The organism is Avibacterium sp. 20-129 (assembly GCF_026226845.1).
Taxonomy (GTDB): domain Bacteria; phylum Pseudomonadota; class Gammaproteobacteria; order Enterobacterales; family Pasteurellaceae; genus Avibacterium.
The window spans coordinates 1,069,546-1,093,872 of the sequence record NZ_JAKKOE010000001.1; the positions used below are offsets into that span (position 1 = coordinate 1,069,546).

The 24,327-nt window shown below is 38.7% G+C and carries 23 protein-coding genes, 1 pseudogene and 1 other annotated feature; of the genes and pseudogenes, 18 read left to right on the forward strand and 6 right to left on the reverse strand.

The genetic code is table 11. The features are described from left to right. Positions 1–6 precede the first annotated feature (6 nt). Entirely contained in the window at positions 7–141 is a 135-nt protein-coding gene (rpmH, locus tag L5B90_RS05050) for a 50S ribosomal protein L34 (RefSeq protein ID WP_005539760.1), read from the reverse strand. A gap of 355 nt (positions 142–496) precedes the next feature. Between rpmH and dnaA the strand changes: the two genes are divergently transcribed. The 5 genes from dnaA to L5B90_RS05075 all read left to right on the forward strand — a co-directional run bounded on the left by dnaA (position 497) and on the right by L5B90_RS05075 (position 6,401). Further along, positions 497–1,855 (forward strand): chromosomal replication initiator protein DnaA, encoded by a 1,359-nt coding sequence (gene dnaA / locus L5B90_RS05055; RefSeq protein ID WP_265762308.1) that lies wholly within the window; start codon positions 497–499, stop codon positions 1,853–1,855. 10 nt (positions 1,856–1,865) lie between these two features. Next, positions 1,866–2,966 (forward strand): DNA polymerase III subunit beta, encoded by a 1,101-nt coding sequence (dnaN, locus tag L5B90_RS05060; RefSeq protein WP_265762309.1) that lies wholly within the window; start codon positions 1,866–1,868, stop codon positions 2,964–2,966. 5 nt (positions 2,967–2,971) lie between these two features. Beyond that, entirely contained in the window at positions 2,972–4,063 is a 1,092-nt protein-coding gene (gene recF, locus L5B90_RS05065; protein WP_265762310.1) for a DNA replication/repair protein RecF, read from the forward strand. 304 nt (positions 4,064–4,367) lie between these two features. After that, positions 4,368–5,060, forward strand: coding sequence for a 7-cyano-7-deazaguanine/7-aminomethyl-7-deazaguanine transporter (locus L5B90_RS05070; protein WP_265762311.1), 693 nt, complete (start codon positions 4,368–4,370; stop codon positions 5,058–5,060). A gap of 36 nt (positions 5,061–5,096) precedes the next feature. After that, positions 5,097–6,401 carry an MFS transporter gene (locus tag L5B90_RS05075; protein ID WP_250364059.1) on the forward strand — a complete coding sequence of 435 codons (1,305 nt, stop codon included), beginning with the start codon at positions 5,097–5,099 and terminating at the stop codon, positions 6,399–6,401. Positions 6,402–6,525: 124 nt separating this feature from the next. Here the strand turns inward: L5B90_RS05075 and L5B90_RS05080 are convergent, their stop codons facing one another. Genes L5B90_RS05080 through L5B90_RS05090 form a run of 3 tightly spaced genes read right to left on the reverse strand, consistent with a single transcriptional unit; the run spans position 6,526 to position 10,162 of the window. Next, positions 6,526–7,893, reverse strand: coding sequence for a hypothetical protein (locus tag L5B90_RS05080; protein WP_265762312.1), 1,368 nt, complete (start codon positions 7,891–7,893; stop codon positions 6,526–6,528). 12 nt (positions 7,894–7,905) lie between these two features. Continuing rightward, positions 7,906–9,132, reverse strand: coding sequence for a ribonucleoside-triphosphate reductase (locus L5B90_RS05085; protein WP_265762313.1), 1,227 nt, complete (start codon positions 9,130–9,132; stop codon positions 7,906–7,908). A 13-nt stretch (positions 9,133–9,145) separates the two neighbouring features. Next, entirely contained in the window at positions 9,146–10,162 is a 1,017-nt protein-coding gene (locus L5B90_RS05090) for a hypothetical protein (protein ID WP_265762314.1), read from the reverse strand. A 343-nt stretch (positions 10,163–10,505) separates the two neighbouring features. On the opposite strand from L5B90_RS05090, the pseudogene tnpA reads away from it, so the two are divergent. Then, positions 10,506–10,971, forward strand: a pseudogene (tnpA, locus tag L5B90_RS05095) (IS200/IS605 family transposase). Between the two features lie 189 nt (positions 10,972–11,160). Here tnpA and L5B90_RS05100 read toward each other — a convergent pair. Together L5B90_RS05100 and ppa are read right to left on the reverse strand one after the other, a co-directional pair. Beyond that, on the reverse strand, positions 11,161–11,931 hold the full coding sequence (locus L5B90_RS05100; RefSeq protein ID WP_250364055.1) for a M48 family metallopeptidase: 771 nt from the start codon (positions 11,929–11,931) through the stop codon (positions 11,161–11,163). Between the two features lie 73 nt (positions 11,932–12,004). Continuing rightward, on the reverse strand, positions 12,005–12,532 hold the full coding sequence (gene ppa / locus L5B90_RS05105; protein ID WP_250351556.1) for an inorganic diphosphatase: 528 nt from the start codon (positions 12,530–12,532) through the stop codon (positions 12,005–12,007). A gap of 160 nt (positions 12,533–12,692) precedes the next feature. Between ppa and L5B90_RS05110 the strand changes: the two genes are divergently transcribed. From L5B90_RS05110 to hisF, 12 genes are all read left to right on the forward strand, one after another. Beyond that, complete coding sequence (locus L5B90_RS05110; RefSeq protein WP_250364054.1) at positions 12,693–13,937, forward strand: aromatic amino acid transporter; 1,245 nt, start codon at positions 12,693–12,695, stop codon at positions 13,935–13,937. A 74-nt stretch (positions 13,938–14,011) separates the two neighbouring features. Then, positions 14,012–14,776, forward strand: coding sequence for a class I SAM-dependent methyltransferase (locus L5B90_RS05115; RefSeq protein ID WP_250364053.1), 765 nt, complete (start codon positions 14,012–14,014; stop codon positions 14,774–14,776). A 71-nt stretch (positions 14,777–14,847) separates the two neighbouring features. Further along, positions 14,848–14,976, forward strand: a sequence feature (His leader region). Positions 14,977–15,006: 30 nt separating this feature from the next. Beyond that, positions 15,007–15,906, forward strand: a complete 900-nt coding sequence (hisG, locus tag L5B90_RS05120; RefSeq protein ID WP_250351553.1) for an ATP phosphoribosyltransferase — start codon at positions 15,007–15,009, stop codon at positions 15,904–15,906. Between the two features lie 37 nt (positions 15,907–15,943). Beyond that, the gene (gene hisD, locus L5B90_RS05125; protein ID WP_265762315.1) at positions 15,944–17,239 is read left to right on the forward strand and encodes a histidinol dehydrogenase; all 1,296 of its coding nucleotides are present in this window, start codon (positions 15,944–15,946) and stop codon (positions 17,237–17,239) included. A gap of 137 nt (positions 17,240–17,376) precedes the next feature. Further along, positions 17,377–18,363 (forward strand): virulence protein RhuM/Fic/DOC family protein, encoded by a 987-nt coding sequence (gene rhuM / locus L5B90_RS05130; protein WP_265762316.1) that lies wholly within the window; start codon positions 17,377–17,379, stop codon positions 18,361–18,363. Positions 18,364–18,404: 41 nt separating this feature from the next. Then, positions 18,405–19,457, forward strand: a complete 1,053-nt coding sequence (gene hisC, locus L5B90_RS05135) for a histidinol-phosphate transaminase (protein WP_265762317.1) — start codon at positions 18,405–18,407, stop codon at positions 19,455–19,457. 92 nt (positions 19,458–19,549) lie between these two features. Continuing rightward, positions 19,550–20,644, forward strand: coding sequence for a bifunctional histidinol-phosphatase/imidazoleglycerol-phosphate dehydratase HisB (gene hisB, locus L5B90_RS05140; RefSeq protein ID WP_265762318.1), 1,095 nt, complete (start codon positions 19,550–19,552; stop codon positions 20,642–20,644). A 32-nt stretch (positions 20,645–20,676) separates the two neighbouring features. After that, complete coding sequence (locus L5B90_RS05145; protein ID WP_265762319.1) at positions 20,677–21,690, forward strand: PDDEXK nuclease domain-containing protein; 1,014 nt, start codon at positions 20,677–20,679, stop codon at positions 21,688–21,690. A gap of 15 nt (positions 21,691–21,705) precedes the next feature. Then, positions 21,706–22,299, forward strand: coding sequence for an imidazole glycerol phosphate synthase subunit HisH (gene hisH / locus L5B90_RS05150; protein WP_265762320.1), 594 nt, complete (start codon positions 21,706–21,708; stop codon positions 22,297–22,299). After that, positions 22,299–22,793: a protein disulfide oxidoreductase gene (locus L5B90_RS05155; protein WP_265762321.1), complete on the forward strand. Its 495-nt coding sequence runs from the start codon at positions 22,299–22,301 to the stop codon at positions 22,791–22,793. Before hisH ends, L5B90_RS05155 begins: the two co-directional genes overlap by 1 nt. A 23-nt stretch (positions 22,794–22,816) precedes the next feature. Beyond that, positions 22,817–23,566: a 1-(5-phosphoribosyl)-5-[(5-phosphoribosylamino)methylideneamino]imidazole-4-carboxamide isomerase gene (gene hisA / locus L5B90_RS05160; protein WP_265762322.1), complete on the forward strand. Its 750-nt coding sequence runs from the start codon at positions 22,817–22,819 to the stop codon at positions 23,564–23,566. Then, entirely contained in the window at positions 23,548–24,327 is a 780-nt protein-coding gene (gene hisF / locus L5B90_RS05165; protein WP_250364044.1) for an imidazole glycerol phosphate synthase subunit HisF, read from the forward strand. The genes hisA and hisF overlap by 19 nt, the downstream gene beginning before the upstream one ends.

A 24,327-nucleotide genomic window follows, 5' to 3' on the forward strand; every position in this document is an offset into this window, starting at 1 on the left:
GCTGGATTATGCAGATAAACTCTTACGACCTTTAGCACGACGACGAGCTAAAACTTGACGGCCGTTTTTAGTTGCCATACGCGCACGGAAACCGTGAGTACGACTACGTTTTAATACAGATGGTTGAAATGTACGTTTCATAATTATAATCTACCTAAATCAACATTGTTTAATTATTGCCTTTGACATTTAGATAGCCAAAAACGAATTGAAACAAGGGTTACTAAAATAAGGAACGGAATTGTAATCACAAATGAACCGTTCGTCAAATAAGAATAAGAAAAATCATAACATAATCTGTATTTTTCTTATTTGAAAGCATAAAAGCGGGGAGAATTATACTTTTTTTGGCAGAAATCTCAAGCAGCCTTTTTCGATTTTTTTGATCCTTTTATAAAGATCTTTTCTCAACTTTATTGTAGAATTAGCCGAATTCTCACCGCACTTTTCAGCGGACTATTCAGATGTTTAACGGATAAACCAAGACATAATAACAATGAAAACCACGCTCGCATCGCTTTGGCAGGATTGCCTTTCACAATTACAAGATCAAGTTTCACCAACGGATTTCAGCACTTGGTTACGTCCATTGCAAGCTGATATTGTGGGTGAAAACAATATGGTGTTATATGCTTCCAATGTTTTTGTTAAAAACTGGGTGGAAACCCATTATCTTGAACTAATTAGCCGCTTAGCCCAACAATTTTCTGGCAATGCAGATTTTAGTGTAAAAGTGCAGGAAGGCTCAAAACCCGCGACGCGTACCACACCTACGCCTGTTATCGCACCAAATACCGCCCCCACACCATCGAATGAACAAAAGGCCAATTATCGTTCTAACTTAAATACTAAGCATATTTTTGACAATTTTGTCGAAGGGAAATCAAACCAACTTGCCCGCGCAGTGGCACAAAAAGTGGCAATTAATCCGGGGGAACAAAGCGCCAATCCCCTGTTTCTTTACGGTGGCACTGGACTTGGCAAAACCCACTTATTACACGCAGTAGGTAATGGCATTTTAACCACAAAACCAGAAGCACGCGTAATTTATATCCACGCAGAACGTTTTATGCAAGAATATGTCCGGGCGCTTCAAGAAGACAAAATGGAAAACTTCAAAAAATTCTACCGCACTTTAGATGCCTTGCTGATTGATGATATTCAATTCTTTGCGGGCAAAGACGGTACGCAAGAAGAATTTTTCCATATTTTTAACTCGTTATTTGAAAGTAGTCGGCAAATTATTTTAACCTCTGACCGCTATCCAAAAGAGATCGAGAAAATTGAAGATCGCTTAAAATCTCGCTTTGGTTGGGGGTTAAGCGTAGCCATTGAACCCCCAGAACTTGAAACTCGTGTCGCCATTTTATTGAAAAAAGCAGAAGAAAAAAATATGCGCTTACCCGAAGAAGTAGCGTTGTTTATCGGCGAAAAATTACGCACGAATGTACGTGAATTAGAAGGCGCACTCAACCGTGTTCACGCTAATGCAGAATTTACGGGCAAACCGATTACCATTGATTTTGTGCGTGAGACCCTCAAAGATATGCTGGCGTTACAAGAAAAATTAGTGACCGTGGAAAATATTCAAAAAATCGTGGCAGAATATTACCGTATCAAAGTGGCCGATCTTAAATCGAAAAGCCGCGCAAGATCAGTGGCTCGCCCTCGCCAAATTGCAATGGCACTTTCACGCGAACTGACTAATCGCAGTTTCCCTGAAATTGGCAGTAGCTTTGGTGATCGTGATCATACTACTGTTTTGCACGCCTGTCGCAGTGTAGATAAACTCAAGCAACAAGACCCAAGCATTCAAGAAGATTGGTCTAATTTAATCCGAACCTTATCAGTTTAAGGACGAAACTATGCAATTTACTGTATCAAGAGAAAACCTGTTAAAGCCCTTACAACAAGTATGTGGTGTATTGAGTAGTCGCCCTAATATTCCTGTGTTAAACAATGTATTACTACACATTGAAGGGCAATCTTTAACCATTACAGGAACAGATTTAGAAGTGGAACTTTCCACCCAAGCACAGTTAAATAGTGCTGAACAAGATGGGCATTTCACCATACCCGCTAAAAAATTCCTTGATATTTGCCGTAGTTTTCCTGATGGTTCAGATATTACGGTAAGTTTTGAAGAAGAACGTGCCTTAGTGCATTGCGGTAGAAGTAAATTTAATCTAACAACCCTTCCAGCTGAGGAATATCCAAATTTAGCTGATTGGCAAGCGGAGGTAGATTTTACCACCACACAAGCCACCTTACGTCGCCTCATTGACGCCACTCAATTTTCTATGGCAAACCAAGATGCGCGTTATTTCTTAAATGGAATGAAATTTGAAACCGAAGGTAACTTATTGCGTACTGTTGCAACAGATGGACATCGCCTTGCGGTTTGTACAATTCCCCTAGAACAAGATTTACAGCTTCATTCTGTCATTGTGCCACGTAAAGGCGTGCTAGAATTAGCCCGTTTATTAGAAAGTAATGATCAGCCAGCTCGCGTACAAATTGGTACAAATAATTTATGCATTGATTTAGGACACATTATTTTTACCTCTAAATTAATTGATGGACGTTTCCCAGATTACCGTCGCGTATTACCACGCAATGCGCAACGTATTATGACAGGCGAATGGGAAAGTTTAAAACAAGCCTTTGCCCGTGCCGCCATTTTATCCAATGATAAAGTAAGAACAGTACGTTTACAGCTTGCAGAAAACCAGCTCACAATCACCGCGACAAATACAGAGCAAGAGCAAGCCGAAGAAATCATTGACATCGACTACAACGGCGAAGAAATGGAAGTCGGCTTTAATGTCAGCTATTTGCTTGATGTACTCAATGCCCTCAAATGCAAACAAGTGCGTATGCGATTGACAGATGCTTCTTCCAGTTGCTTAATTGAAGATGTGGATGACAATAGCGCAGAATATGTGATTATGCCAATGCGTTTATAATTGATATGGCAATTTCACGCTTAACGGTTGAAAATTTTCGTAATTTAAACGCCGTGGATCTAGAATTTGACCACGGCTTTAACTTTTTAGTGGGCAATAACGGCAGCGGTAAAACCAGCCTACTTGAAGCCATTTTTTATCTTGCTCACGGACGTTCTTTTAAAAGTGCGGTAGCAAATCGCATTATTTCTTACGAACAGCCTCACTTCACCCTTTATGGCAAAATTCAAGAGCAACAACATCAGTGGTCAGTGGGATTGCAAAAACACCGCCAAGGTAACACACAGGTAAAAATTAACGGAGAAGAAGCAAAAAAAATTGCCGATCTTGCCCATTTGTTACCAATGCAAATGATTACCCCAGAAGGATTGACCTTGCTCAACGGTGGGCCAAGCTATCGCCGTGCTTTTTTAGATTGGGGACTATTCCATCATCATAATGATTTTCACCCTGTTTGGAACCAACTTAACCGCTTATTGAAGCAACGCAATGCCGCTTTACAACAAGCCTTGCACTATGAACATATTCAGATTTGGGATAGAGCGCTGGTCAATCTTGCTAACCAAGTCAGCCAATGGCGTGCCGATTATGCCGAAGCCTTACGCCCTGAAATTGAACGCACCTGTCAGCTATTTCTGCCTGAATTAGAAATCAGTGTCAGTTTTCATCAAGGCTGGGATAAAAACAGCGATTACGCCAAATTGTTATGTCAAAATTTTGAACGGGATCGTGCCATTGGTTACACCGTATCTGGCCCTCAAAAGGCCGATTTTCGCTTTAAGGCGAATGGATTGCCGGTAGAAGATGTGCTTTCTCGTGGACAATTAAAACTGCTAATGTGTGCCTTGCGCCTAGCTCAAGGTGAACATTTGATGCAACAAAAAAATCGTCATTGTATTTTTTTAATTGATGATTTCGCTTCTGAATTAGATCAAACAAAACGTGCATTATTAGCTGAACGCTTACAACAAAGCGGCTCACAAGTGTTTGTTACCGCCATTACACACAACCAACTAAAAGAAATGCAACCAGAAAAACACCGTACTTTTAGTGTCAATAACGGTAAACTCAGTGAAAACGTGTTTTGCTCTTCCTAACCTCTCTTGCTAAAACAAGAAACCTCTTATAATTCTCCCAGCAAATGTCAGCTATACACAAATCATTCCCCATTCCCTCAAAACAAAAATCAACAAAAAAGCACCGCACTTTATAATAGAGAATTTTCTGCACTTATTCCTCAAAATAAATCGAGATATTCCTTGAAATATCAACAAAAATACGTATTATCAGCGATCCTTTGAGTAACCTGTATGTCGAACATCAGCTATTCAAAGATTACGCAATTTTTCCACTTAATTTGGGTTCCCTCACCCCAATATTTTCAACAAAAAGGTATAAAAGATGAAAGTAACTTCTCCGATCTTTAATGTTCACCAAAAACGTAACGCATTAATTATTTTAAGTTTTTTCCACATTTTTATTATTACCGCAAGTAACTATTTAGTACAAATCCCGTTTGAGATACACTTGCCATTTCATCTACTCGGACTAGCAGATTTCTCGTTCCACAGCACTTGGGGAACGCTTACTTTCCCATTTATTTTCCTTGCAACGGATCTAACTGTGCGAATTTTTGGGGCAACCGCCGCAAGATGGATCATTTTTGCCGTGATGTTTCCCGCATTAATTATCAGTTATGTGATTTCCACGCTCTTTTTGGACACGCAATATCAAGGGATCGAAGCCTTATTTGATTTCAACTTATTCGTTTTTCGCATTGCCATTGCCAGTTTTGTCGCCTATGTTTTCGGTCAATTACTTGATGTACTTGTATTTAATCGATTACGCCAGTTAAAAACCTGGTGGATTGCGCCGAGTAGCTCAATGATTTTCGGCTCAATGGCAGATACCTTCTTATTCTTTTCCGTCGCATTTTTCGCAAGCAGTGATCCTTTTATGGCGGAACATTGGTTTGAACTTGGTTTTGTAGATTATCTTTTCAAACTTTTTATCGGCATCGTGCTATTTGTTCCTGCCTATGGCGTCGCACTGAATATTATTTTGCGTAAGCTTCAACAACTCACAAGAGAATAAAAGGATTTATTCATCAACATATCATAAGGAAACACAATGAATATACGACACCTTATCGACCAACATCCTATGACGCCTTACCAATGGGCGGTTGTCGTAATGGCAACCATAATGAATCTTTTAGATGGTTTTGATGTCCTTGCACTCGCCTTTACTGCCACGGGTATCCGTCACGAATTTGGTTTAACTGGCGCAGAACTTGGCTCGCTACTCAGTGCAGGATTATTCGGGATGGCAGCCGGATCACTCTTCCTTGCTCCCCTTGCAGATAAAATTGGGCGTCGTCCATTATTATTAATCAGTGTATCCCTTTCTGCTGCGGGAATGTTAGGATCATTTTTTGCCATAGATTCCTCTGCTCTTGGAATTTGGCGAATCGTAACAGGCTTAGGCGTTGGCGGGATTTTAGTTGGCACAAACGTGCTAACGAGTGAATATTCCTCAAAAAAATGGCGTAGCCTTGCTATCAGCATTTATGCCGCCGGATTTGGTATTGGTGCGATTTTAGGTGGGCTTTTTGCCGTCGCGTTACAAGCAGAATATGGCTGGCGCTCCGTTTTCCTTGCTGGTGCAATTTTAACAGGGCTATGTTTGCTCTGCTTAATATTGTGGTTGCCAGAATCCATTGATTATTTAGTTAATAAACAACCAAACAATGCGCAAGCTCGATTAAATAGAATTCTCAAAAAAATCGGTATTGCTTCGTTTATCTTACCAGAACTCACAGAACACAAAGCTAAAACTGCGCCAATTACCCAGCTCTTTAATCCACAATATCGTAGTTCAACTTTAGCTATTTGGTTGGCTTTCTTCACAATAATGTTTAGTTTTTATTTCATCAGCTCTTGGACGCCCGCCCTGTTAAAAGACGCAGGAATGACCACAGAGCAAAGTGTTACCATTGGTATGATGATTTCTTTAGGCGGTACTTGCGGAGCATTATTCTATGGCTTATTGGCAAGCTACTGGTCTGCACGCAATGTCTTGATTTTATTTACGATTATTGCAGCAATTGCCGTCATTGCTTTTATTCTTTCTTCAACTATTCTATGGCTTGCAATGGTACTTGGGATAATGGTAGGGGCATTAATTAACGGCTGTATCAGTGGGCTTTATACCCTAAATCCGAGTATTTACCCTAGTGATATACGAAGTACAGGTGCTGGCTGGTCAATCGGCATAGGACGCATTGGCGCAATCCTTGCTCCAATAATCGCTGGTATTTTATTAGATAACGGATGGGAAAAACAAAATCTTTATATCGGCGCAGCATTCGTGCTATTAATCTCAACCTTTGCTTTACTCTTGCTGAAGCGGAATACTATGATAAAAACCTTATGAAAAGATAATTAAAAAGGGCTATTAAGTTAGCCCAATTATTTCAATACTATAATGTTACAAACTTATATATCACTCTCATAATAAGAAATGATACAGATAAATGATAATCAGAAGATTTCAATATTTATTTCTTTTTGTTACTAGGGATAGGACGTTTTTTGATTAAGCTATTACTAATTTCCTTTATCCTATTGTCCTGTTCAACCAGTTTATTCTCTATATTATCTAACTTTGTAGCTAGCTCATTTGTCAATTTATTTAGGTTTTCCCCATTATTCATAGGCATATTATTCCCAGTAAACCGCTGAACACCGATAACAATAGCAAAAATTAATGAGAGAACAAAAAACATCCAAGTAAATATAGATTCCTTTCTCACCTCTTTAGGCTTTTGCATAATATAGTGGAAATCTAATTCTTTGATATTTCTATTAACTTTATCAAATCTTTCGATTAAATCTTGATATAAATTTCTGTCAGATTGAATAGTAGGCAGTTCATTTAGGTCAATCAAAGAGATATTTTCTTTGTTCTGAGAAAAAACTTTAACCATATCTTCTGCAAAATTAACCAGAGTTTTATTATTTTGAAAATATTCAGCCTGCATTCTTAGATTGGCCTCTGCCTCTTGTAACTGGCGTCCAATCCTATCATTATCATTCATAATTGCTGATATTTCGCTCTCTTTTTCTACCTCTAAAATTTTTCTTTGGTATTCTAATTGGTGTTGATATTTCTGTTTTAATTGTAAAATTTCTTGTTGATATAAAGTAGAAAGTTCATTAGAAAATGATACTGTTGATGATAGCAGCGATGAAGATGAGATTATTTTTATTCCTTTCTTCTTATTTTTCAATCTCTCATAAATTTCATCGCTTGATGAAAAATAAATATTATTATAGATATAATATAAATCTTTTTCTAAAATAATATTTAATATATCTATACATTCTCTATCATTTGATAAATAAATATAGAGATCGTCTTTAAATGCAACTGAAATAGAAGGAGTTCTAAGTTTCTGTAGAGAATTTGCTATTGTATCAAGTTCTGTCTCTGGCGAGATAAAATCAACATCATCAATTAAAGCGTTATAGGAAATCTCTTGACGATCAATAAAATTCATTATCTGATATTGATTCATTTTATCTAATGCAGAAAAAATACTTTCTGCAGAGGTAAAGCGTGTATTAATAGCTTCAACAAAAGAACCTAGGTAACTTCCCGGTCGGCTTTGTCCCATTTCCCCCACTGAGTAATATTCAGCAATACCTAATACTTTCTGACCGTTAGTAATCCCTTGATAAGTTAAATAATATAATGTGGTACTTAACTGGTCTGTTTTAGGGGAAGGTAAAGCACCTCCATATATTTGGCTTAAATCAAAATATTTCGCGAAATGTATTTCTTTGTCAGCCCCAGCATTTGAATATTGCCTGCCTTTTGGCGCACCGACAATCCCAAACCCAATAAATTTTCTATTCTCAACCATAGCTTATTATCCTTATTTTCCTTTGAACCAATTAAGAAATCTTTGCCAAAGAGTAAGCTCTTTAACAGGAGACATTCCTCCTGTTCCTGACATATAAAGCCATTTAAATATCTTTTCTGGGCATTCTTTATCAAATTCCAATAAACGATCCGAATTATCAGAAAATTTCCCCATTTTATAAAAAATGGTTTTATTTTTTTCTGATTCATTAAAAAAGCTATTTGCAAAGGTTGGAATTTTTTCCATCGCATAAAGCATAGGATCATATCCATTACGTTCTACCGTCGCATAATCCATTAATTCAATACGATCTCCCTTAGAAAGTAATAATGCTTTTGAAAAGAGTTTATCATAGCGGTTTTGAATTTGTTGAATGTGCGTAAATACAGCATCTAATATATTAACTTGTGGGGTCGCACCTTCTACGTCTTTTAAAGATTGATCATAAACAAAGAATAATGTAGCTTTAACATCCGATTCTAAAATTGCTGCTAAATAATTCGGCAATTTACCCGATTCTTTCTGCCCTTTCTTTCTAAATGCTTGCTCTGAATGCTCACCAGAACCATCAATAAAAACAAAATTAATTGGAGGTTTACTTGAATCTTTTGGAGTGAATGAAACGTGGAATTCAAAATACTGTTTCGTATCTGTACTCGTTATTCTTTCTGCAAACTTAACACCATTAAAATTATCTTGTAACTGATAAAATAACTCTTCTTCTCTTTCTGTACTTTTATCCGTATCTAAATAAACCGTCCCTCCAAGATGATTTTTCATATAATGTAATAAACTGCCAATAATCCACGTTTTTCCTGAAGCTGGTTGCCCAAAGAATAAAACATAATGTTTTTCTTCATCTTCATTTAGATCGAATAAACGCTGACAATATTGTTCAATATCAAGATCTAAAGTTCGAGTTAACTCTTTTTTTATTGGCATCCTAGATTGATATTTATCAATCATAGGTGGTGGCGTTTCCTCAAGTTTAGATTCACTATTAGGCGAAGAGATCTCACTAGAACTATCTAAATTAAGTGAAATATCATCAAAAAACTCAAATCTATCTTGATCAAGTGTATTTTCTAAATTGAGAGGAAGATCATTAGAAATTTTAAAATGATCTTGTTCAATTGGATTTCCTAAATTAAGAGAAAGATCGTCAGAAAATCTTACTTTCTTCTGTTCGACAGGATCTTTCATATTATTTTCTTTCTCTATAAATAAATTCTCTTTCATTTTTAGCTCCTATCTATATTTGACGACCAGAATTAATAACAGGCTTAGTTTCTTTATTTCCAAAGAAAATTAATAAACTTAATACCACTGCCCAATCAATAAATAGACATAAAATCGTAAACAAAAAACCGACTAAAATATGCTGTGTAAAACCTGATTTAAAAGAAAAGGCAAGCTTTCCAATTTCTTGGTTTTCAAAAGGTATAGCTGTAAATTTGAATAATGCGGGATTATTGATAAACTCTTGTACCGTCGATCCTATCTCATTGATCATATTTGTTACTTTTAAATTGGTATCAAAACCATATTCTTTCACCGATGTAGAATTTCTTAATACATTATCAATCAGCTTAAGGGTTTCTTCCTCTTTCTTCATTACATTTTGGCGAACTTCTTCAATACGTTCATAATCTTTAGATGTAAGTTTACGACGCGCAATTTGATCAATATTTTCTCTATATCGTTGCGCAATCGCATTCCAATCACCGCCTCGAGTTCCAAATTCCGTTAATTTTTCACCTAATACGTCTTCAATTTCTGAAATAAGTTCTAATGCTCTATTCCCTAATCCTGGACGGTTAGGATCAGTAATTTGGCTAACTAACTGTTCGGTTAAACTCTCTAAACGATTACGCTTTTGAGTGATTTCTGGGCTGAAACTATTTAACGCTTTATCCGCCGCATTTACCACATCGTGTAATTGCTGTTTATGCTTTACTAGCTCATCTCTATATAATTGCTCTTTTTGATACGATGTATATACTGAATTAAAATTCCCAGTAAAAGAGAAAAGTGAAATAATAAAGTAACCAATTAAAAATCCGAAGATTGGTAACCCGTTTAAGCGTCGATAACCAATTAATAATGTAAATCCATACATTAAAATACTAATCGCACCAGAAAATGCCCAAGAAAAAGCTTGACCAAATAAGTCTTCAAAACCTATTGCAGTTTGGATAAAACTTATTGTCAAAAAAATTGCCAAAGGAATATGTACCCAACCAGGTAATTTACGTGAAACGGGTTTCATTTTTACTCCATGTTAAATGAATAAGAAAGTCCAGTTTTCTCTAAAAAAGAGCTTGTTACAAAAATCTCCCTATTCAAAGGAAAAGAACGTGTCTTGTCAAGGAATAAATAACACTTTTTGACTAAAAACCATTAATGGAAAGGATAAAAGCTATTTAATTCAAAGTGCGGTGGAAAATTTTGTAAAATTTACACCGCACTTTTATTATAGCCAGCCAAAGGCTGGCTATAAAAACCATATGCTATGCGTATGGTGTTAAAGAGCTTAAGCGATAAAAAGAAAAATCCTCACTATATAATGAACGAGGCTGACAACCAAAATTCAACATATAGGAGGATATGTCATGGCAAATAAAGCGAATGACGATTCAAGTTTATCACACACAAAGTGGAACGGTAAGTATCACATAGTATTTATACCTAAATACAAACGGAAAGCTATTTTCGGTAAGCTAAGAGCCGATATAGGGAGTATTTTAAGGCGTTTATGTGGATTATAAAGGCGTAGAAATTGTAGAAGCTTATGCAATGAAAGAGTATATCCATATGCTTGTAAAAATACCACCGAAATTAGCTGTTTCAAGTTTTATGGGATATTTGAAAGGAAAATCATCATTGATGATTTTTGAAAAGCATGTAAATCTAAAATATAAATATGGCAATAGACACTTTTGGGCAAAAGGCTATTATGTAAGCACGGTGTGCTTAAATGCTAAGGTGGTAGAGGAATATATACATAACCAAGAAAAAGAAGATATGGTACAAGATAGTTTAAATACGAAAGAATATGTGGACCCCTTTAAGGGGTAACCAAAGTAATCTCTAAACACGGTTGTCGGTCTTTTCACACATCCCTTGAGGGATGTGTGAAGTAAAGGCCCTTATAGGGTAGCCTCAAAACCGCACGTTTCACGTGCGGATTGTTATTGCATTTCAGTTGAACAGAATAAAAGTGATTCTGAATATTAGTGGCTATTTACTCTTTTCAACAGCGATAGTTTATTGACGACCTTTATAAATTGCCACCGCCTCAGGCATTAAACGAAGTAAATTGGCTTGGCGATCTTTATCACTCGGGTGAGTGGAAGACAGTGCCGCTAATACACCGCTATTTCCTGAAGAAGCTGTCTGCATTTTTTCCCATAATTTTGGTGCTGCCTCTGGGTTATAACCTGCTTTTGCCATTAAAAACAGTCCCACTTCATCCGCTTCCGTTTCTGCACTACGAGAATAAGGCTTATCTAATGCCCAATCTTTGGTAATACCGATAATTAGCCCACTTCCTTCTGAACCAATTTGTGTGGAAAGTGCAATATGCGCAACCTGTGCGACCACATTCGTGAATGTTCCCATATTCACTTTCTTTTTACCGTGTTCTTTCAGTGCGTGTGCCATTTCGTGCCCCATTACAGTGGCAATTTCATCATCATTTAAGTGTAATTTATCCACAAGCCCTGTATAAAATGCCATTTTACCGCCCGGCATCGCCCACGCATTGAGTTCATTTGATTTAATTACGGTAATTTGCCAATTAAATGGCTGCCCCGTATTATTTTCACGATTGGCATAAGGATACATTTTATTAAATACTTGATGAATGCGTTTTGATGTTGTTGAACTTGTATCAACAACCCCTTTTTGTTTTGCTTCATTCACCGTTTGTAGGTAACTTGTCGCCGCTTGTTGATTAACACTTGCAGAATCGGCACAAGCATTAAGCATTAGGGTAAAAATGCAAAGTGCGGTGATTTTTTTCATTGTTTTTAACATATTCACTCCTTAGGTTAAACATAGAAAAATACCGCATTAGGTAACGCGGTATTTAAAAAGAACAGGTTAAGAATTATTTTTTTGCACGCTCAAAAGAGTCTAAAATTTCTTTACGTGCCGCCGCAGCATCTTCCCAACCATCAACTTTCACCCATTTCCCGGCTTCTAAGGCTTTGTAGCTTTCAAAGAAATGTTGAATCTGTGCTTTTAGCAATGCTGGTAAATCACCAACATCTTTAATGTGATCGTATTCTTTGCTTAATTTTGTATGTGGTACTGCAATAACTTTAGCATCTTGACCCGATTCATCGGTCATTTTTAATACGCCCACTGGACGACAACGAATCACTGAACCCGGTTGTAAGGGATAAGGGGTTGGTACTAATACATCAACAGGATCGCCATCTAACGATAAGGTGTGGTTAATATAGCCATAGTTTGCTGGGTAGAACATTGCTGTCGCCATAAAACGATCAACAAATAAGGTACCCGTTTCTTTATCCACTTCATATTTGATTGGATCTGAGTTTGCTGGAATCTCAATCACAACATAAATATCATCAGGAAGTTCTTTTCCTGCTGGAACACTTTCTAAGCCCATTTGCTCTTTCCTTCTAGTTAATGAATGGTAATAAAACGCTTGAATTATAGCTTGATTTTTTTACTTTTGCCAAGCTAAATGGGCAATTTTGGCATTGTGTTTTTATTTTGCACTATTATAATAGTTCACTAATACCAATATAAAACTTATAGGTGAATTTATGAAAAAAAATACTTCCTTATTTGGTGGTGCGATGATTATCGCAGGCGGTACAATTGGTGCGGGTATGCTCGCAAACCCTATTGCCACCTCTGGCGTGTGGTTTATCGGTTCAATTTTGATCCTCTGCTACACTTGGTTTTGTATGACCACATCAGGCTTAATGCTACTTGAAGCAAACTTACATTATCCTACTGGTGCAAGTTTTGACACCATTGTAAAAGACTTGCTTGGTAAAGGCTGGAATGTGCTAAATGGGCTTTCCGTTGCATTTGTTCTCTATATTCTCACCTATGCATATATTACTTCTGGTGGCGGTTTAACAGAAAGTTTTCTTAATCAATTACTGAGTAGCGAACAAAGTGCGGTGGAAATTGGACGCATTTCTGGCTCACTGATTTTCTGTGCGGTTCTCGCCTTTTTCGTATGGTTCTCAACAAAAGCGGTGGATCGTTTTAGTACCATTTTAATTGCTGGAATGGTGGTGGCATTTTTCCTTTCGGTTACCAATTTATTAGGTATGGTAAACACCGATATTCTGCTTGATAGCACAGGGGATAGCCAATACTTGCCTTTCGCCCTTGCTGCCTTGCCAGTTTGCTTAGTTTCGTTCGGTTTTCACCAAAACGTGCCAAGCCTTGTGAAATATTATGATCGCAACAGCAGCAAAGTGACAAAATCGATTGTTTACGGTACATTCATTGCCTTAATCATCTATATGCTATGGCAACTTGCTATTCAAGGCAATTTACCACGTAATGAATTTATCCCGGTTATCCAAAAAGGGGGCGATATTGCGGTGCTACTGGAAGCCTTAAATAGTCAAATTCAAACGGATTTTGTCGGCTTAATGTTACGCTTTTTTGCCTATATGGCGATTGCTAGCTCGTTCCTTGGGGTAACTCTCGGCTTATTTGATTACATTGCGGATTTATTTAAATTCGACAACAGTAGTGTAGGCAGAAGCAAAACCGCATTAATCACCTTCTTACCACCGTTGATTTTAAGCTTACTTTTCCCATACGGTTTTGTTATCGCCATTGGTTACGCAGGATTAGCAGCAACAATTTGGGCGGTCATTACGCCTGCATTATTGGCTAAAGCAAGTCGGGCTAGATATCCAAATCAAACTTACCAAGTGTATGGTGGTTCAGCGATGATTTATTTTGTTATCTTATTTGGATTAATTAATATTCTTGTTCAACTCGCTGATTTAGTTGGCTGGTTACCAGTATTTGGAAGATAGTTGAAAATCCCTTAAAATAACAGAAAATAGACACAATTAGCACGGATAACCGTGCTAATTTTTTTACCGTTAAGATGATAATGAAAACCTCTGTTTACGATAAAGAAGGCTTTTTTGAGCTTTACCAAAAATTACGCCAGAACCCATCTAGTTTAAATGAAATTGTGGAAAAACCCACAATGTTAAGTTTACTGCCTGATTTAACGGGGAAAAAATTGCTCGATCTCGGTTGCGGAATGGGAGAGCATTTACAACTTTATTTGCAACAAGGTGCAGCATTTGTGGTCGGAATGGATTTATCTCAAGCGATGTTACAGCAAGCAGCAAAAAATCTCGCTGAAAAACGACCGCACTTTGCTTTGCATCAACTGGCAATGGAGCAACTTAATGAATTACCTGATGGAAATTTTGATGTCATTACGAGTTCTTTTGCATTTCACTATATACAAGATTTTCCCCAGTTATTAGCCCATATTCAGGCAAAACTTAAACCTAATGGCTGGCTGATTTTCTCTCAAGAACATCCGATTGTTACTTGCTATCAAGGGGGAGAGCGTTGGGAAAAAGATCAGCATAAACAACAAGTGGCTTATCGACTTAATTATTATCGCGATGAAGGTGAACGGCAACGAAACTGGTTTAAACAACCATTTAAAACCTACCATCGAACACTTTCAAGCATTATTAATGATCTTATCAATGGCGGGTTTCAAATAGAAAAAATGGTAGAACCAATGCTCGCTGAACAACCCGAATGGCAACAAGAATTTAAAGATCTACAACATCGCCCCGTGCTGCTTTTTATCAAAGCGAAAAAAATAAAAAATTTGCTTGCATAAAAATTTTTTTTGCGTAGAGTAATGGCTAAGCAATTTTTGGAGCAAAATAAAATGAATTTTAATCGTAATACTCATCATCACCATCACCCTGAATAATCTTTCGGGCGATGGCGATTGCTTGGAAGATAAGCTTCCGAGTGAGTATTGCTGATACCAAAACACATAAACCTCTCGGAAGTTAATTTCGAGAGGTTTTTTTATACTTAAATTTTGATTTAGAAGGAAAAATTATGGCTAACACAACACGTTTACGTATTGCTTTACAAAAAAAAGGCCGTCTTAGTAAAGATTGTGCTGAGTTATTGAAACAATGTGGGGTAAAAATTAATTGGAATGAACAACGTCTGATTGCTTACGCGGAAAATATGCCCATTGAAATTTTACGGGTGCGTGATGATGATATTCCGGGGTTGGTTTTTGATGGCGTGGTTGATCTTGGCATTATCGGGGAGAATGTCCTTGAAGAAGAGGAGCTTGGTCGTATCGCAACAGGCGAAAACGTAAGTTATAAAAAATTACGCACACTTGATTTCGGCGGTTGCCGTTTGTCTTTAGCCATTGAGCGAGATCGTTCCTATAATGGCGTGCAAGACTTTGCCGATTCTCGCATCGCAACCTCCTACCCTAATTTATTAAAACGTTATATGAATGAACAAGGTGTTCCTTTCAAAAGCACCTTATTAAACGGATCCGTTGAAGTTGCCCCTTCCGCAGGATTGGCTGATGCTATCTGCGACCTTGTTTCCTCAGGTGCAACCTTAGAAGCAAATGGATTAAAAGAAGTGGAAGTCATTTATCGTTCAACTGCGTGTTTAATTCAACGTCAAGAGGCGTTATCTGCCGAAAAACAAGCCTTAGTAGATAAATTATTAACGCGGATTCAAGGCATACAACAAGCTGGCGAATCAAAATATATTATGCTTCACGCCCCCAAAGCACAATTGGAACAGATTATTAATCTGCTTCCCGGTGTGGAAAATCCCACAATTTTACCACTTGCGCACGATGAAAGCCGCGTTGCATTACACGCAGTAAGCCAAGAAACCTTATTCTGGGAAACGATGGAAGAACTCAAAGCACAGGGCGCCAGTTCGGTATTAGTATTACCTATTGAAAAAATGCTCGCGTAAAGTGCGGTCAGAATTTAAAACGTTTTAAGGAAAAATTATGCAAACACTAATTTGGAAAAATTTATCACAACAAGCGCGAAAAGACGCATTAATGCGACCTGCAATTTCTGCCGCACAGTCCATTCAAGAGGCCGTTGAGGCTATTCGTGAGCAGGTGCAAAGCAATGGCGACCAAGCATTATTTGAGCTAGGTGAAAAATTTGATAAGGTGAAATTAACCCGTCTGACGATTTCTCCACAGGAAATTGATGCCGCCTCTCAACGCCTCACTCAGGAATTAAAAACAGCAATTCAAAATGCTAAACGTAATATTGAACGCTTCCACCAAGCACAAATTCCGCAACCTGTGGATATCGAAACACAAGCTGGCGTGCGTTGTCAGGTGGTTACTCGCCCAATTAACCGTGTAGGGCTATATATCCCGGGGGGATCGGCACCACTTTTTTCGACCGTATTGATGCTCGCAATTCCCGCCAAAATTGCAGGTTGTAAAAAAATTGTACTTTGTAGCCCGCCGCCTATTGCAGATGAAATTCTCTATACGGCAAGCCTATGTGGCATTGACACAATTTATCCCATTGGTGGCGCACAAGCCATTGTCGCAATGGCATTCGGCACAGAAAGCGTCACTAAAGTAGATAAAATTTTTGGCCCCGGTAATAGTTTTGTGACAGAAGCAAAACGTCAAGTAAGCCAAGCCGTAAATGGCGCTGCGATTGATATGCAAGCAGGCCCTTCCGAAGTATTGGTGTTAGCGGATGAAAATGCCGATCCTGATTTTGTTGCCAGCGATCTGCTTTCTCAAGCTGAACACGGTGCTGACAGCCAAGTGATTTTAGTTACCCCTAGCGAAGCCTTAGCAAAACGCACCGCACTTGCTATTGAACGCCAGCTTGCTCAACTTCCTCGTGCTGAAACTGCCCGTAAGGCGCTCAGCCATAGCCGAATTATTCTTGCGGAAGATTTAGCGCAAGCCATTGAAATTAGTAACGAGTATGCGCCAGAACATCTTGTGGTGCAGGTAAACAACGCCCGTGAATTGCTCGATCAGCTTGATAATGCAGGATCGATTTTCCTCGGCGCATATAGCCCTGAAAGTATGGGCGACTATGCCAGCGGCACTAACCACGTTCTACCTACTTATGGCTATACCCGTACAACTTCAAGCCTTGGCTTAGCCGATTTTAGTAAACGAATGACAGTGCAAGAATTGACGCCACAAGGTTTTAAAGATCTGGCAAAAACAGTGGAAATTATGGCAGAAGCGGAACAACTAGATGCCCATAAGCAAGCGGTTTCTATCCGATTGGTAAAGCTACAATCCTCAAGCTAGCTACTTGTTACATTTTGTATCGAAACGGGCAATAAATTGTGATGAAGATCGTAAAATTGAGGGAAACCGCTTGCACATTCTGTGCTTTCCATTAAGGATTACTGTGTTTTTATACATTAAAATGAGAGGCTAGAAAAATGCAAGATCAACGAGGTAATAACCAAATTGAAATTTATCAATTAGCAAACGGCGAAACTCAAATTGAAGTGAAATTTGAAAATGACACGGTTTGGCTTTCTCAAGCCCAAATAGTGAAACTTTTTGGTAGAAATCAGTCTGTAATTTCACGTCATATTCGTAATGCAGTAACAGATGGTGAAATCTCAGAAAAAAGCAATATGCAAAAAATGCATATTGCTTTTGCAGACCGTCCAGTCACCTTTTATGATTTGGATACCGTGATTTCTGTGGGATATCGAGTAAAATCGCCAGAAGGTGTGTCATTCCGCCGTTGGGCAACACAACGCTTAAAAGAATACCTTATTCAAGGTTATACGCTGAATCAAAAGCGTTTAACAGAAAAAGGCGTGGAATTTAGCCAAGTGATTACCTTATTGGATCGTACATTAAGTAATCAAGCCTTAGTCAATGAGGAAGGAAAAGCAGTGCTTAATGTTGTACAAGAATATTCACGCAGTTGGAGCTTGTTACAGGCTTATGACGAACAACGCCTTGATTCTAAACAGCAAAAACAAAATGAAATGCGCCCATTATTAATGGAAGATGTTACAGTAGCTATCGCTCATTTAAAGCAAACACTCATCGAAAAAGGTGAAGCCACGCCACTTTTTGCAAATCCGCGTAATGAGGGTTTAGCTTCTGCGATTCATACTATTGAACAAGGTTTTGGTGAGGAACTGTTTTATCCGAATGTTGCTAGTCGGGCTGCTCACTTGTTATATTTCATCATTAAAAATCATCCACTTACTGATGGAAACAAGCGCACAGGCGCATTTCTATTCCTTTGGTACTTACGATTAAATCAACATTTACTCGCTAAACCTGTAGAGCGACTGATTAATGATAACACGTTAGTCGCACTTGCACTTTTGGTAGCGGAAAGTTTGCCAGAACAAAAAGAATTAATGATAAAACTGATCGAACATTTTATTTTGATCAAATAAAAGTGCGGTCAAAAAAACGAAAATTTTTAGAGAGAACAACAATGACAATCACAACCTTATCACGCAAAAATATTCAAGCCCTCACGCCTTATCAATCGGCGCGCCGTTTAGGTGGGAAAGGGGATATTTGGTTAAATGCCAATGAATTTCACTCATCTCCTCAACTGAATTTGACTCAGCAGAATTTTAATCGCTACCCCGAAGCTCAACCACAAGCATTGATTCAAGCGTATGCTGATTACGCGGGGGTAAAAAAAGAAAATGTGCTAGTAAGCCGAGGAGGGGATGAAGGGATTGAATTAATCATTCGAGCGTTTTGTGAAGAGCAAGATAGCGTGTTATATTGCCCGCCGACCTATGGAATGTATGCGGTGAGTGCGCAAACCTGTGGTATCGCAACGAAAACCGTTCCTCTAACGGCTGATTTTCAACTTAATCTTGCCGAAATTGAACAACAACTTGATGGCGTTAAAGTTATTTTTGTATGTAGCCCAAATAATCCGACAGGCGGTTTGTTGAAACGGGAAGATTTACTTACCTTATTACGAATGACTCAAGGCAAAGCCATTGTCGTCGTTGATGAAGCTTATATTGAATTCTGCCCAGAAGCGACAATGGCTAATGAACTCGCCCATTATCCTCACCTTGCGATTATCCGAACCTTATCAAAAGCCTTTGCACTTGCGGGATTACGTTGTGGTTTCACCTTAGCGAATTCTGCGCTGATTGATGTCTTACAAAAAGTGATCGCGCCTTACCCAATTCCGGTTCCGGTATCAGATATTGCCGTACAAGCCTTAAGCAAGGAAGGGGTAGCGACAATGCGAGCAAATGTGGATGAAGTCATCACGCAACGCCAATGGCTGGTTAAGCAATTAGGTCATTTACCTTTGGTGGAACAGATTTTTGAGAGTGAGGCAAATTATCTGTTAATTAAATTTAAAGAGGGGCAACACGTTTTTCAGCAATTATGGGAGCAAGGCATCATTCTACGTAACCAACACACTGCGCTAGGATTGCAAAATTGCGTGAGAATGACGGTGGGAAGTGCGGTCGAAAATCAACGTGTAATCAATGCGTTAAAGGCACTTTAGCCATTTAAACCCGTAATAAGAAAAAATACGCGTTTATCTTATTTTCTGATGATAATATTAAACACACGACGTTACTTTATAAGGAAACACCAATGACACAACAATCTATTTTATTTATTGATCGAGACGGAACCTTAATTGATGAACCGAAAACAGACTTTCAAATTGATAGCCTAGAAAAATTAAAATTTGAAAAAAACGTTATCCCAGCCTTACTCAAATTGAAAAACAAATATCGCTTTGTTATGGTCAGTAACCAAGACGGTTTAGGTACTGTCTCTTTTCCACAGGCTGATTTTGATGCCCCTCATAATGCAATGATGATGTTGTTTAACTCGCAAGGTATTGAATTTGACGATGTGCTGATTTGTCCGCACAAGCCTGAAGATAACTGTGATTGCCGTAAGCCAAAAACTAAATTATTGCAAAAATATATCGACCGTGAATTATTTGACCCCGCAACCAGTTTTGTCATTGGCGACCGTGCAACCGATGTGCAATTGGCGGAAAATTTAGGCATTCGAGCCTTACAATATCATCCTGAAAAATTAAACTGGGATCTAATCAGTGAAAAATTATTAGGCGAACCTGTTACTAACATAGGAAACCGTCAGCCACGCTATGCTGAAGTAGAACGAAAAACGAAAGAAACAGAGATTAAAGTTCAAGTATGGCTAGACGAAACAGGACATAATGACATCAAAACAGGCGTGGGTTTTTTTGATCATATGCTTGATCAAATTGCCACGCACGGCGGTTTTAGAATGAATGTGTATTGCAAAGGCGACCTTTGGATTGATGAACATCACACGGTTGAGGATACCGCCCTTGCCTTAGGCACGGCACTGAAACAAGCCATTGGTGATAAACGTGGCATCGCCCGTTTTGGTTTCGTATTGCCAATGGATGAATGTCGAGCCGAATGTGCAATGGATCTTTCCGGTCGCCCATTTATTAAATTTAATGCACAATTTAAACGCGAAAAAGTCGGTGATTTCAGTACTGAAATGACGGAACATTTCTTCCAATCTATCGCATTTACCCTATTAGCAACCTTGCATTTAAACGCTGAAGGCGATAATGATCACCATAAAATTGAAAGTTTGTTTAAAGTGTTTGGACGAACATTAAGACAAGCGATTAAAATTGAAGGGAATGAATTGCCGAGTAGTAAGGGGGTACTCTAATTCTTATGGGTAAAGTCTGAAGGGAAATGACTATGCTAAGCAACACAGCCATCATTACTGATATTAAACAAATCATCGCGCAATCTCGTGAAAATGCAGTAAGAGCGGTAGATTTTCAACGTGTGCTGATGTATTGGCACATTGGTAAACGTATTTTCGAAGAAGAACAGCAGGGGCAAGCGCGGGCGGATTATGGGAGTTATTTGATCAAATCTCTTGCAAAACAATTGCAACCTGAGTTTGGTACGGGGTTTTCTGCTCGTCAGCTAGAACGTTACCGTCAATTTTATCGAACTTTTCCAATTGCGACCGCACTGCGGACGCAATTAAACTGGACCCAGTATAAAAGCTTAATTTCAATTAATGATCCTGATAAACGCGAATTTTACATTGCCGAAAGTATCAAGAATAATTGGAGTTCTCGTCAGTTAGAACGTCAAATTAATAGCAGTTTATATGAACGTTTACTGTTAAGTAATGACAAAGAAACCGTGCTTGCAGTGGCGAATAATCAGCTTATCCCTAATGATCCTAAACAGATTATTAAAGATCCTATGGTGTTGGAATTTCTCGGGCTGCAACGTGAAAGTGCCTATTATGAAAAAGATCTTGAACAAGCGATTATTACTCATTTACAGGAATTTTTGCTTGAATTAGGTAATGGTTTTTCTTTTGTTGCACGGCAGAAACGTTTACATCTTGAGGGCGATGATTTTTTCGTGGATCTCGTTTTATATAATCGCTTACTACAATGTTTTGTGATTATCGAAATCAAAACCCATAAATTAACGCATCAGGATTTAGGACAGTTACAAATGTATGTCAATTATTTTGATCGTGTTGAAAAGCTGCCACGAGAAAATCCAACCATTGGGATTTTATTATGTGCAGATAAAAATGATAGCGTAGTGAAATTTTCCTTACCTGAAAATCAACAGCAAATTTTTGCTAGTCAATATCAACTTTATCTACCATCAGAAGAATTATTGCTGACAGAAATACGCAAAGAAATTGAAAATTTTGAACAAAAACAACAAGAAAACTAGGATACTCAGAAAACAATGCAAACCATTACTATCATCAATACAGGCTGTGCTAATCTTTCTTCGGTGAAATTTGCGTTTGAGCGATTAGGCTATCAAGCGGATATTACCGATGATCTTGCCAAAATTCAGCGTGCTGAAAAGCTTATTTTACCGGGAGTGGGAACGGCATTGGCCGCAATGCAAAGTATGCAAGCCCGTCAATTAACCCACGTTTTAACTCAGCTTACGCAGCCGGTTTTAGGCATCTGTTTGGGAATGCAGCTAATGACAGATTATTCTACGGAAGGTGATGTGGAAACGCTGAAACTTATTCGCGGTAACACGCAATGTTTGCCAAATAAAGGATTACCATTACCCCATATGGGCTGGAATAAGGTACATTATCAGGATAACCACCCATTATTTAAAAACATTCCGCAAGACATCTATTTCTATTTTGTGCATAGCTATGCCGTTTTGCCAAACGAAAATACGATTGCTACCTGCGATTATGGCGTGCCATTTTCTGCAGCGATTGCGAGAAAAAATTTCTATGGCGTGCAATTTCACCCTGAGCGTTCAGGCAAAGTAGGCGAACAATTATTGCGCAATTTTATGGAAAATCTCTAATGAACAAAATCCAAAGTGCGGTGAAAAATCTGCTCATTTTTGTCTTATTGTTTGGCGTTATCTCTCTCGCAATGGATTATTGGCGGCGTCCCAATGCCCCTGAAAATGCGTTGCAACAACCATTGAGAAAGTTGGCAGGAGAACGTATTCAGTTAGCCAAGCTCAGCAAAGAAAAGCCCGTGCTACTTTACTTTTGGGGAAGTTGGTGCAGTATTTGTTCACTGACTTCACCAAGCATCGCAAGCCTTGCCAATGAGGGCATACAAGTCATTAGCGTGGCATTAAAATCGGGCGATGATCAGACGGTACAAGACTATCTACAGCAACACCAATATAATTTTTTGACCGTAAATGATCCACAGGGGACACTTTCCGCCCAATGGCAAATTCAGGTAACACCAAGTATTATCATTATTAAAAATGGCAAAATTGTGCATACCACCACAGGATTAAGTAGTCCTTGGGGCTTAAAATTACGTTTATGGCTTAGTTAATAAATCCAAAAGAGAAAATAACAATGAAAAAAACATCACAAATTATCCCCGCACTTGATCTCATTGACGGCAAAGTGGTGCGTTTATATCAAGGGGATTACGCGCAGCAAACACAATATAGCGATAACCCCATTGCTCAATTTCAGCATTATTTATCGCAAGGTGCGAAGCAGTTACATTTGGTAGATTTAACGGGAGCGAAAGATCCAAGCAAACGTCAAACCAAGCTTATTGGTGAAATCATTGCGGCAACCCAAGCCAATATTCAAGTGGGGGGCGGTATCCGCACAGAACAAGATGTGACAGATTTACTCTCCGTCGGTGCTAATCGCGTGGTGATTGGTTCAACGGCAGTAAAACAACCTGAAATGGTGAAACAATGGTTCACTCACTATGGTGCAGAAAAATTTGTTCTTGCCTTAGATATTCATATTGTAGAGAGTAAAAAACGCATTGCCATTCACGGCTGGCAAGAAACCAGTCCACTTACTTTAGAACAAGTCATTGAGGAGTTTCATCAAGTGGGCTTACAACACGTCCTTTGTACGGATATTTCCCGTGATGGCACATTACAAGGCTCTAATGTTGCCTTATACCAAGAAATTTGCGCCGCTTTCCCACAGATTGAATTTCAATCTTCTGGCGGTATTGGCTCACTGGCAGATATTGCTGCATTAAAAGGCACTGGCGTCTCAGGTGTGATTGTCGGGCGTGCATTATTAGAAGGAAAATTTAACCTAGCGGAGGCGATTCAATGTTGGCAAAACGGATAATTCCTTGTTTAGACGTGCGTGATGGGCAGGTGGTAAAAGGTGTGCAATTTCGCAATCACGAAATTATTGGGGATATTGTTCCTTTGGCAAAACGCTATGCAGAAGAGGGGGCGGACGAACTGGTGTTTTACGACATCACGGCCTCATCAGACGGGCGCACGGTGGATAAAAGCTGGGTGGAGCGGGTAGCGAAAGAAATCAATATTCCATTTTGTGTCGCAGGAGGAATTAAAACCATCGCAGATGCGGAGCAGATTTTTACTTTTGGTGCGGATAAAATCTCAATAAATTCCCCCGCACTTGCTGATCCTACATTAATTACACGGTTAGCGGAGCGCTTTGGTGTTCAAGCCATTGTGGTTGGTATTGATAGTTGGTTTGAGCAAGAAACCGGAAAATACTGGGTTAATCAATATACCGGCGATGAAAAACGTACACGCCAAACAAATTGGCAGTTATTAGATTGGGTCAAAGAAGTACAACAACGCGGAGCGGGGGAAATTGTGCTAAATATGATGAACCAAGACGGTGTACGTAATGGCTATGATTTAGTTCAACTTAAAAAAGTGCGTGAAGTATGCAACGTGCCACTGATTGCCTCTGGCGGTGCTGGCGAAATGGTGCATTTCCGCGATGCCTTTATTGAAGCGAATGTGGACGGTGCATTGGCAGCAAGCGTGTTTCATAAGCGGATTATTGATATTAGTGAATTAAAACGTTATTTACGCAATGAAAAAGTTGAAGTGAGAGGTGAGGAATAA

Coding starts and splice junctions, on each gene's coding strand:
- rpmH (WP_005539760.1), bottom strand. CDS start 141: ATGAAACGTACATTTCAACCATCTGTATTAAAACGTAGTCGTACTCAC.
- dnaA (WP_265762308.1), top strand. CDS start 497: ATGAAAACCACGCTCGCATCGCTTTGGCAGGATTGCCTTTCACAATTA.
- dnaN (WP_265762309.1), top strand. CDS start 1,866: ATGCAATTTACTGTATCAAGAGAAAACCTGTTAAAGCCCTTACAACAA.
- recF (WP_265762310.1), top strand. CDS start 2,972: ATGGCAATTTCACGCTTAACGGTTGAAAATTTTCGTAATTTAAACGCC.
- L5B90_RS05070 (WP_265762311.1), top strand. CDS start 4,368: ATGAAAGTAACTTCTCCGATCTTTAATGTTCACCAAAAACGTAACGCA.
- L5B90_RS05075 (WP_250364059.1), top strand. CDS start 5,097: ATGAATATACGACACCTTATCGACCAACATCCTATGACGCCTTACCAA.
- L5B90_RS05080 (WP_265762312.1), bottom strand. CDS start 7,893: ATGGTTGAGAATAGAAAATTTATTGGGTTTGGGATTGTCGGTGCGCCA.
- L5B90_RS05085 (WP_265762313.1), bottom strand. CDS start 9,132: ATGAAAGAGAATTTATTTATAGAGAAAGAAAATAATATGAAAGATCCT.
- L5B90_RS05090 (WP_265762314.1), bottom strand. CDS start 10,162: ATGAAACCCGTTTCACGTAAATTACCTGGTTGGGTACATATTCCTTTG.
- L5B90_RS05100 (WP_250364055.1), bottom strand. CDS start 11,931: ATGTTAAAAACAATGAAAAAAATCACCGCACTTTGCATTTTTACCCTA.
- ppa (WP_250351556.1), bottom strand. CDS start 12,532: ATGGGCTTAGAAAGTGTTCCAGCAGGAAAAGAACTTCCTGATGATATT.
- L5B90_RS05110 (WP_250364054.1), top strand. CDS start 12,693: ATGAAAAAAAATACTTCCTTATTTGGTGGTGCGATGATTATCGCAGGC.
- L5B90_RS05115 (WP_250364053.1), top strand. CDS start 14,012: ATGATAATGAAAACCTCTGTTTACGATAAAGAAGGCTTTTTTGAGCTT.
- hisG (WP_250351553.1), top strand. CDS start 15,007: ATGGCTAACACAACACGTTTACGTATTGCTTTACAAAAAAAAGGCCGT.
- hisD (WP_265762315.1), top strand. CDS start 15,944: ATGCAAACACTAATTTGGAAAAATTTATCACAACAAGCGCGAAAAGAC.
- rhuM (WP_265762316.1), top strand. CDS start 17,377: ATGCAAGATCAACGAGGTAATAACCAAATTGAAATTTATCAATTAGCA.
- hisC (WP_265762317.1), top strand. CDS start 18,405: ATGACAATCACAACCTTATCACGCAAAAATATTCAAGCCCTCACGCCT.
- hisB (WP_265762318.1), top strand. CDS start 19,550: ATGACACAACAATCTATTTTATTTATTGATCGAGACGGAACCTTAATT.
- L5B90_RS05145 (WP_265762319.1), top strand. CDS start 20,677: ATGCTAAGCAACACAGCCATCATTACTGATATTAAACAAATCATCGCG.
- hisH (WP_265762320.1), top strand. CDS start 21,706: ATGCAAACCATTACTATCATCAATACAGGCTGTGCTAATCTTTCTTCG.
- L5B90_RS05155 (WP_265762321.1), top strand. CDS start 22,299: ATGAACAAAATCCAAAGTGCGGTGAAAAATCTGCTCATTTTTGTCTTA.
- hisA (WP_265762322.1), top strand. CDS start 22,817: ATGAAAAAAACATCACAAATTATCCCCGCACTTGATCTCATTGACGGC.
- hisF (WP_250364044.1), top strand. CDS start 23,548: ATGTTGGCAAAACGGATAATTCCTTGTTTAGACGTGCGTGATGGGCAG.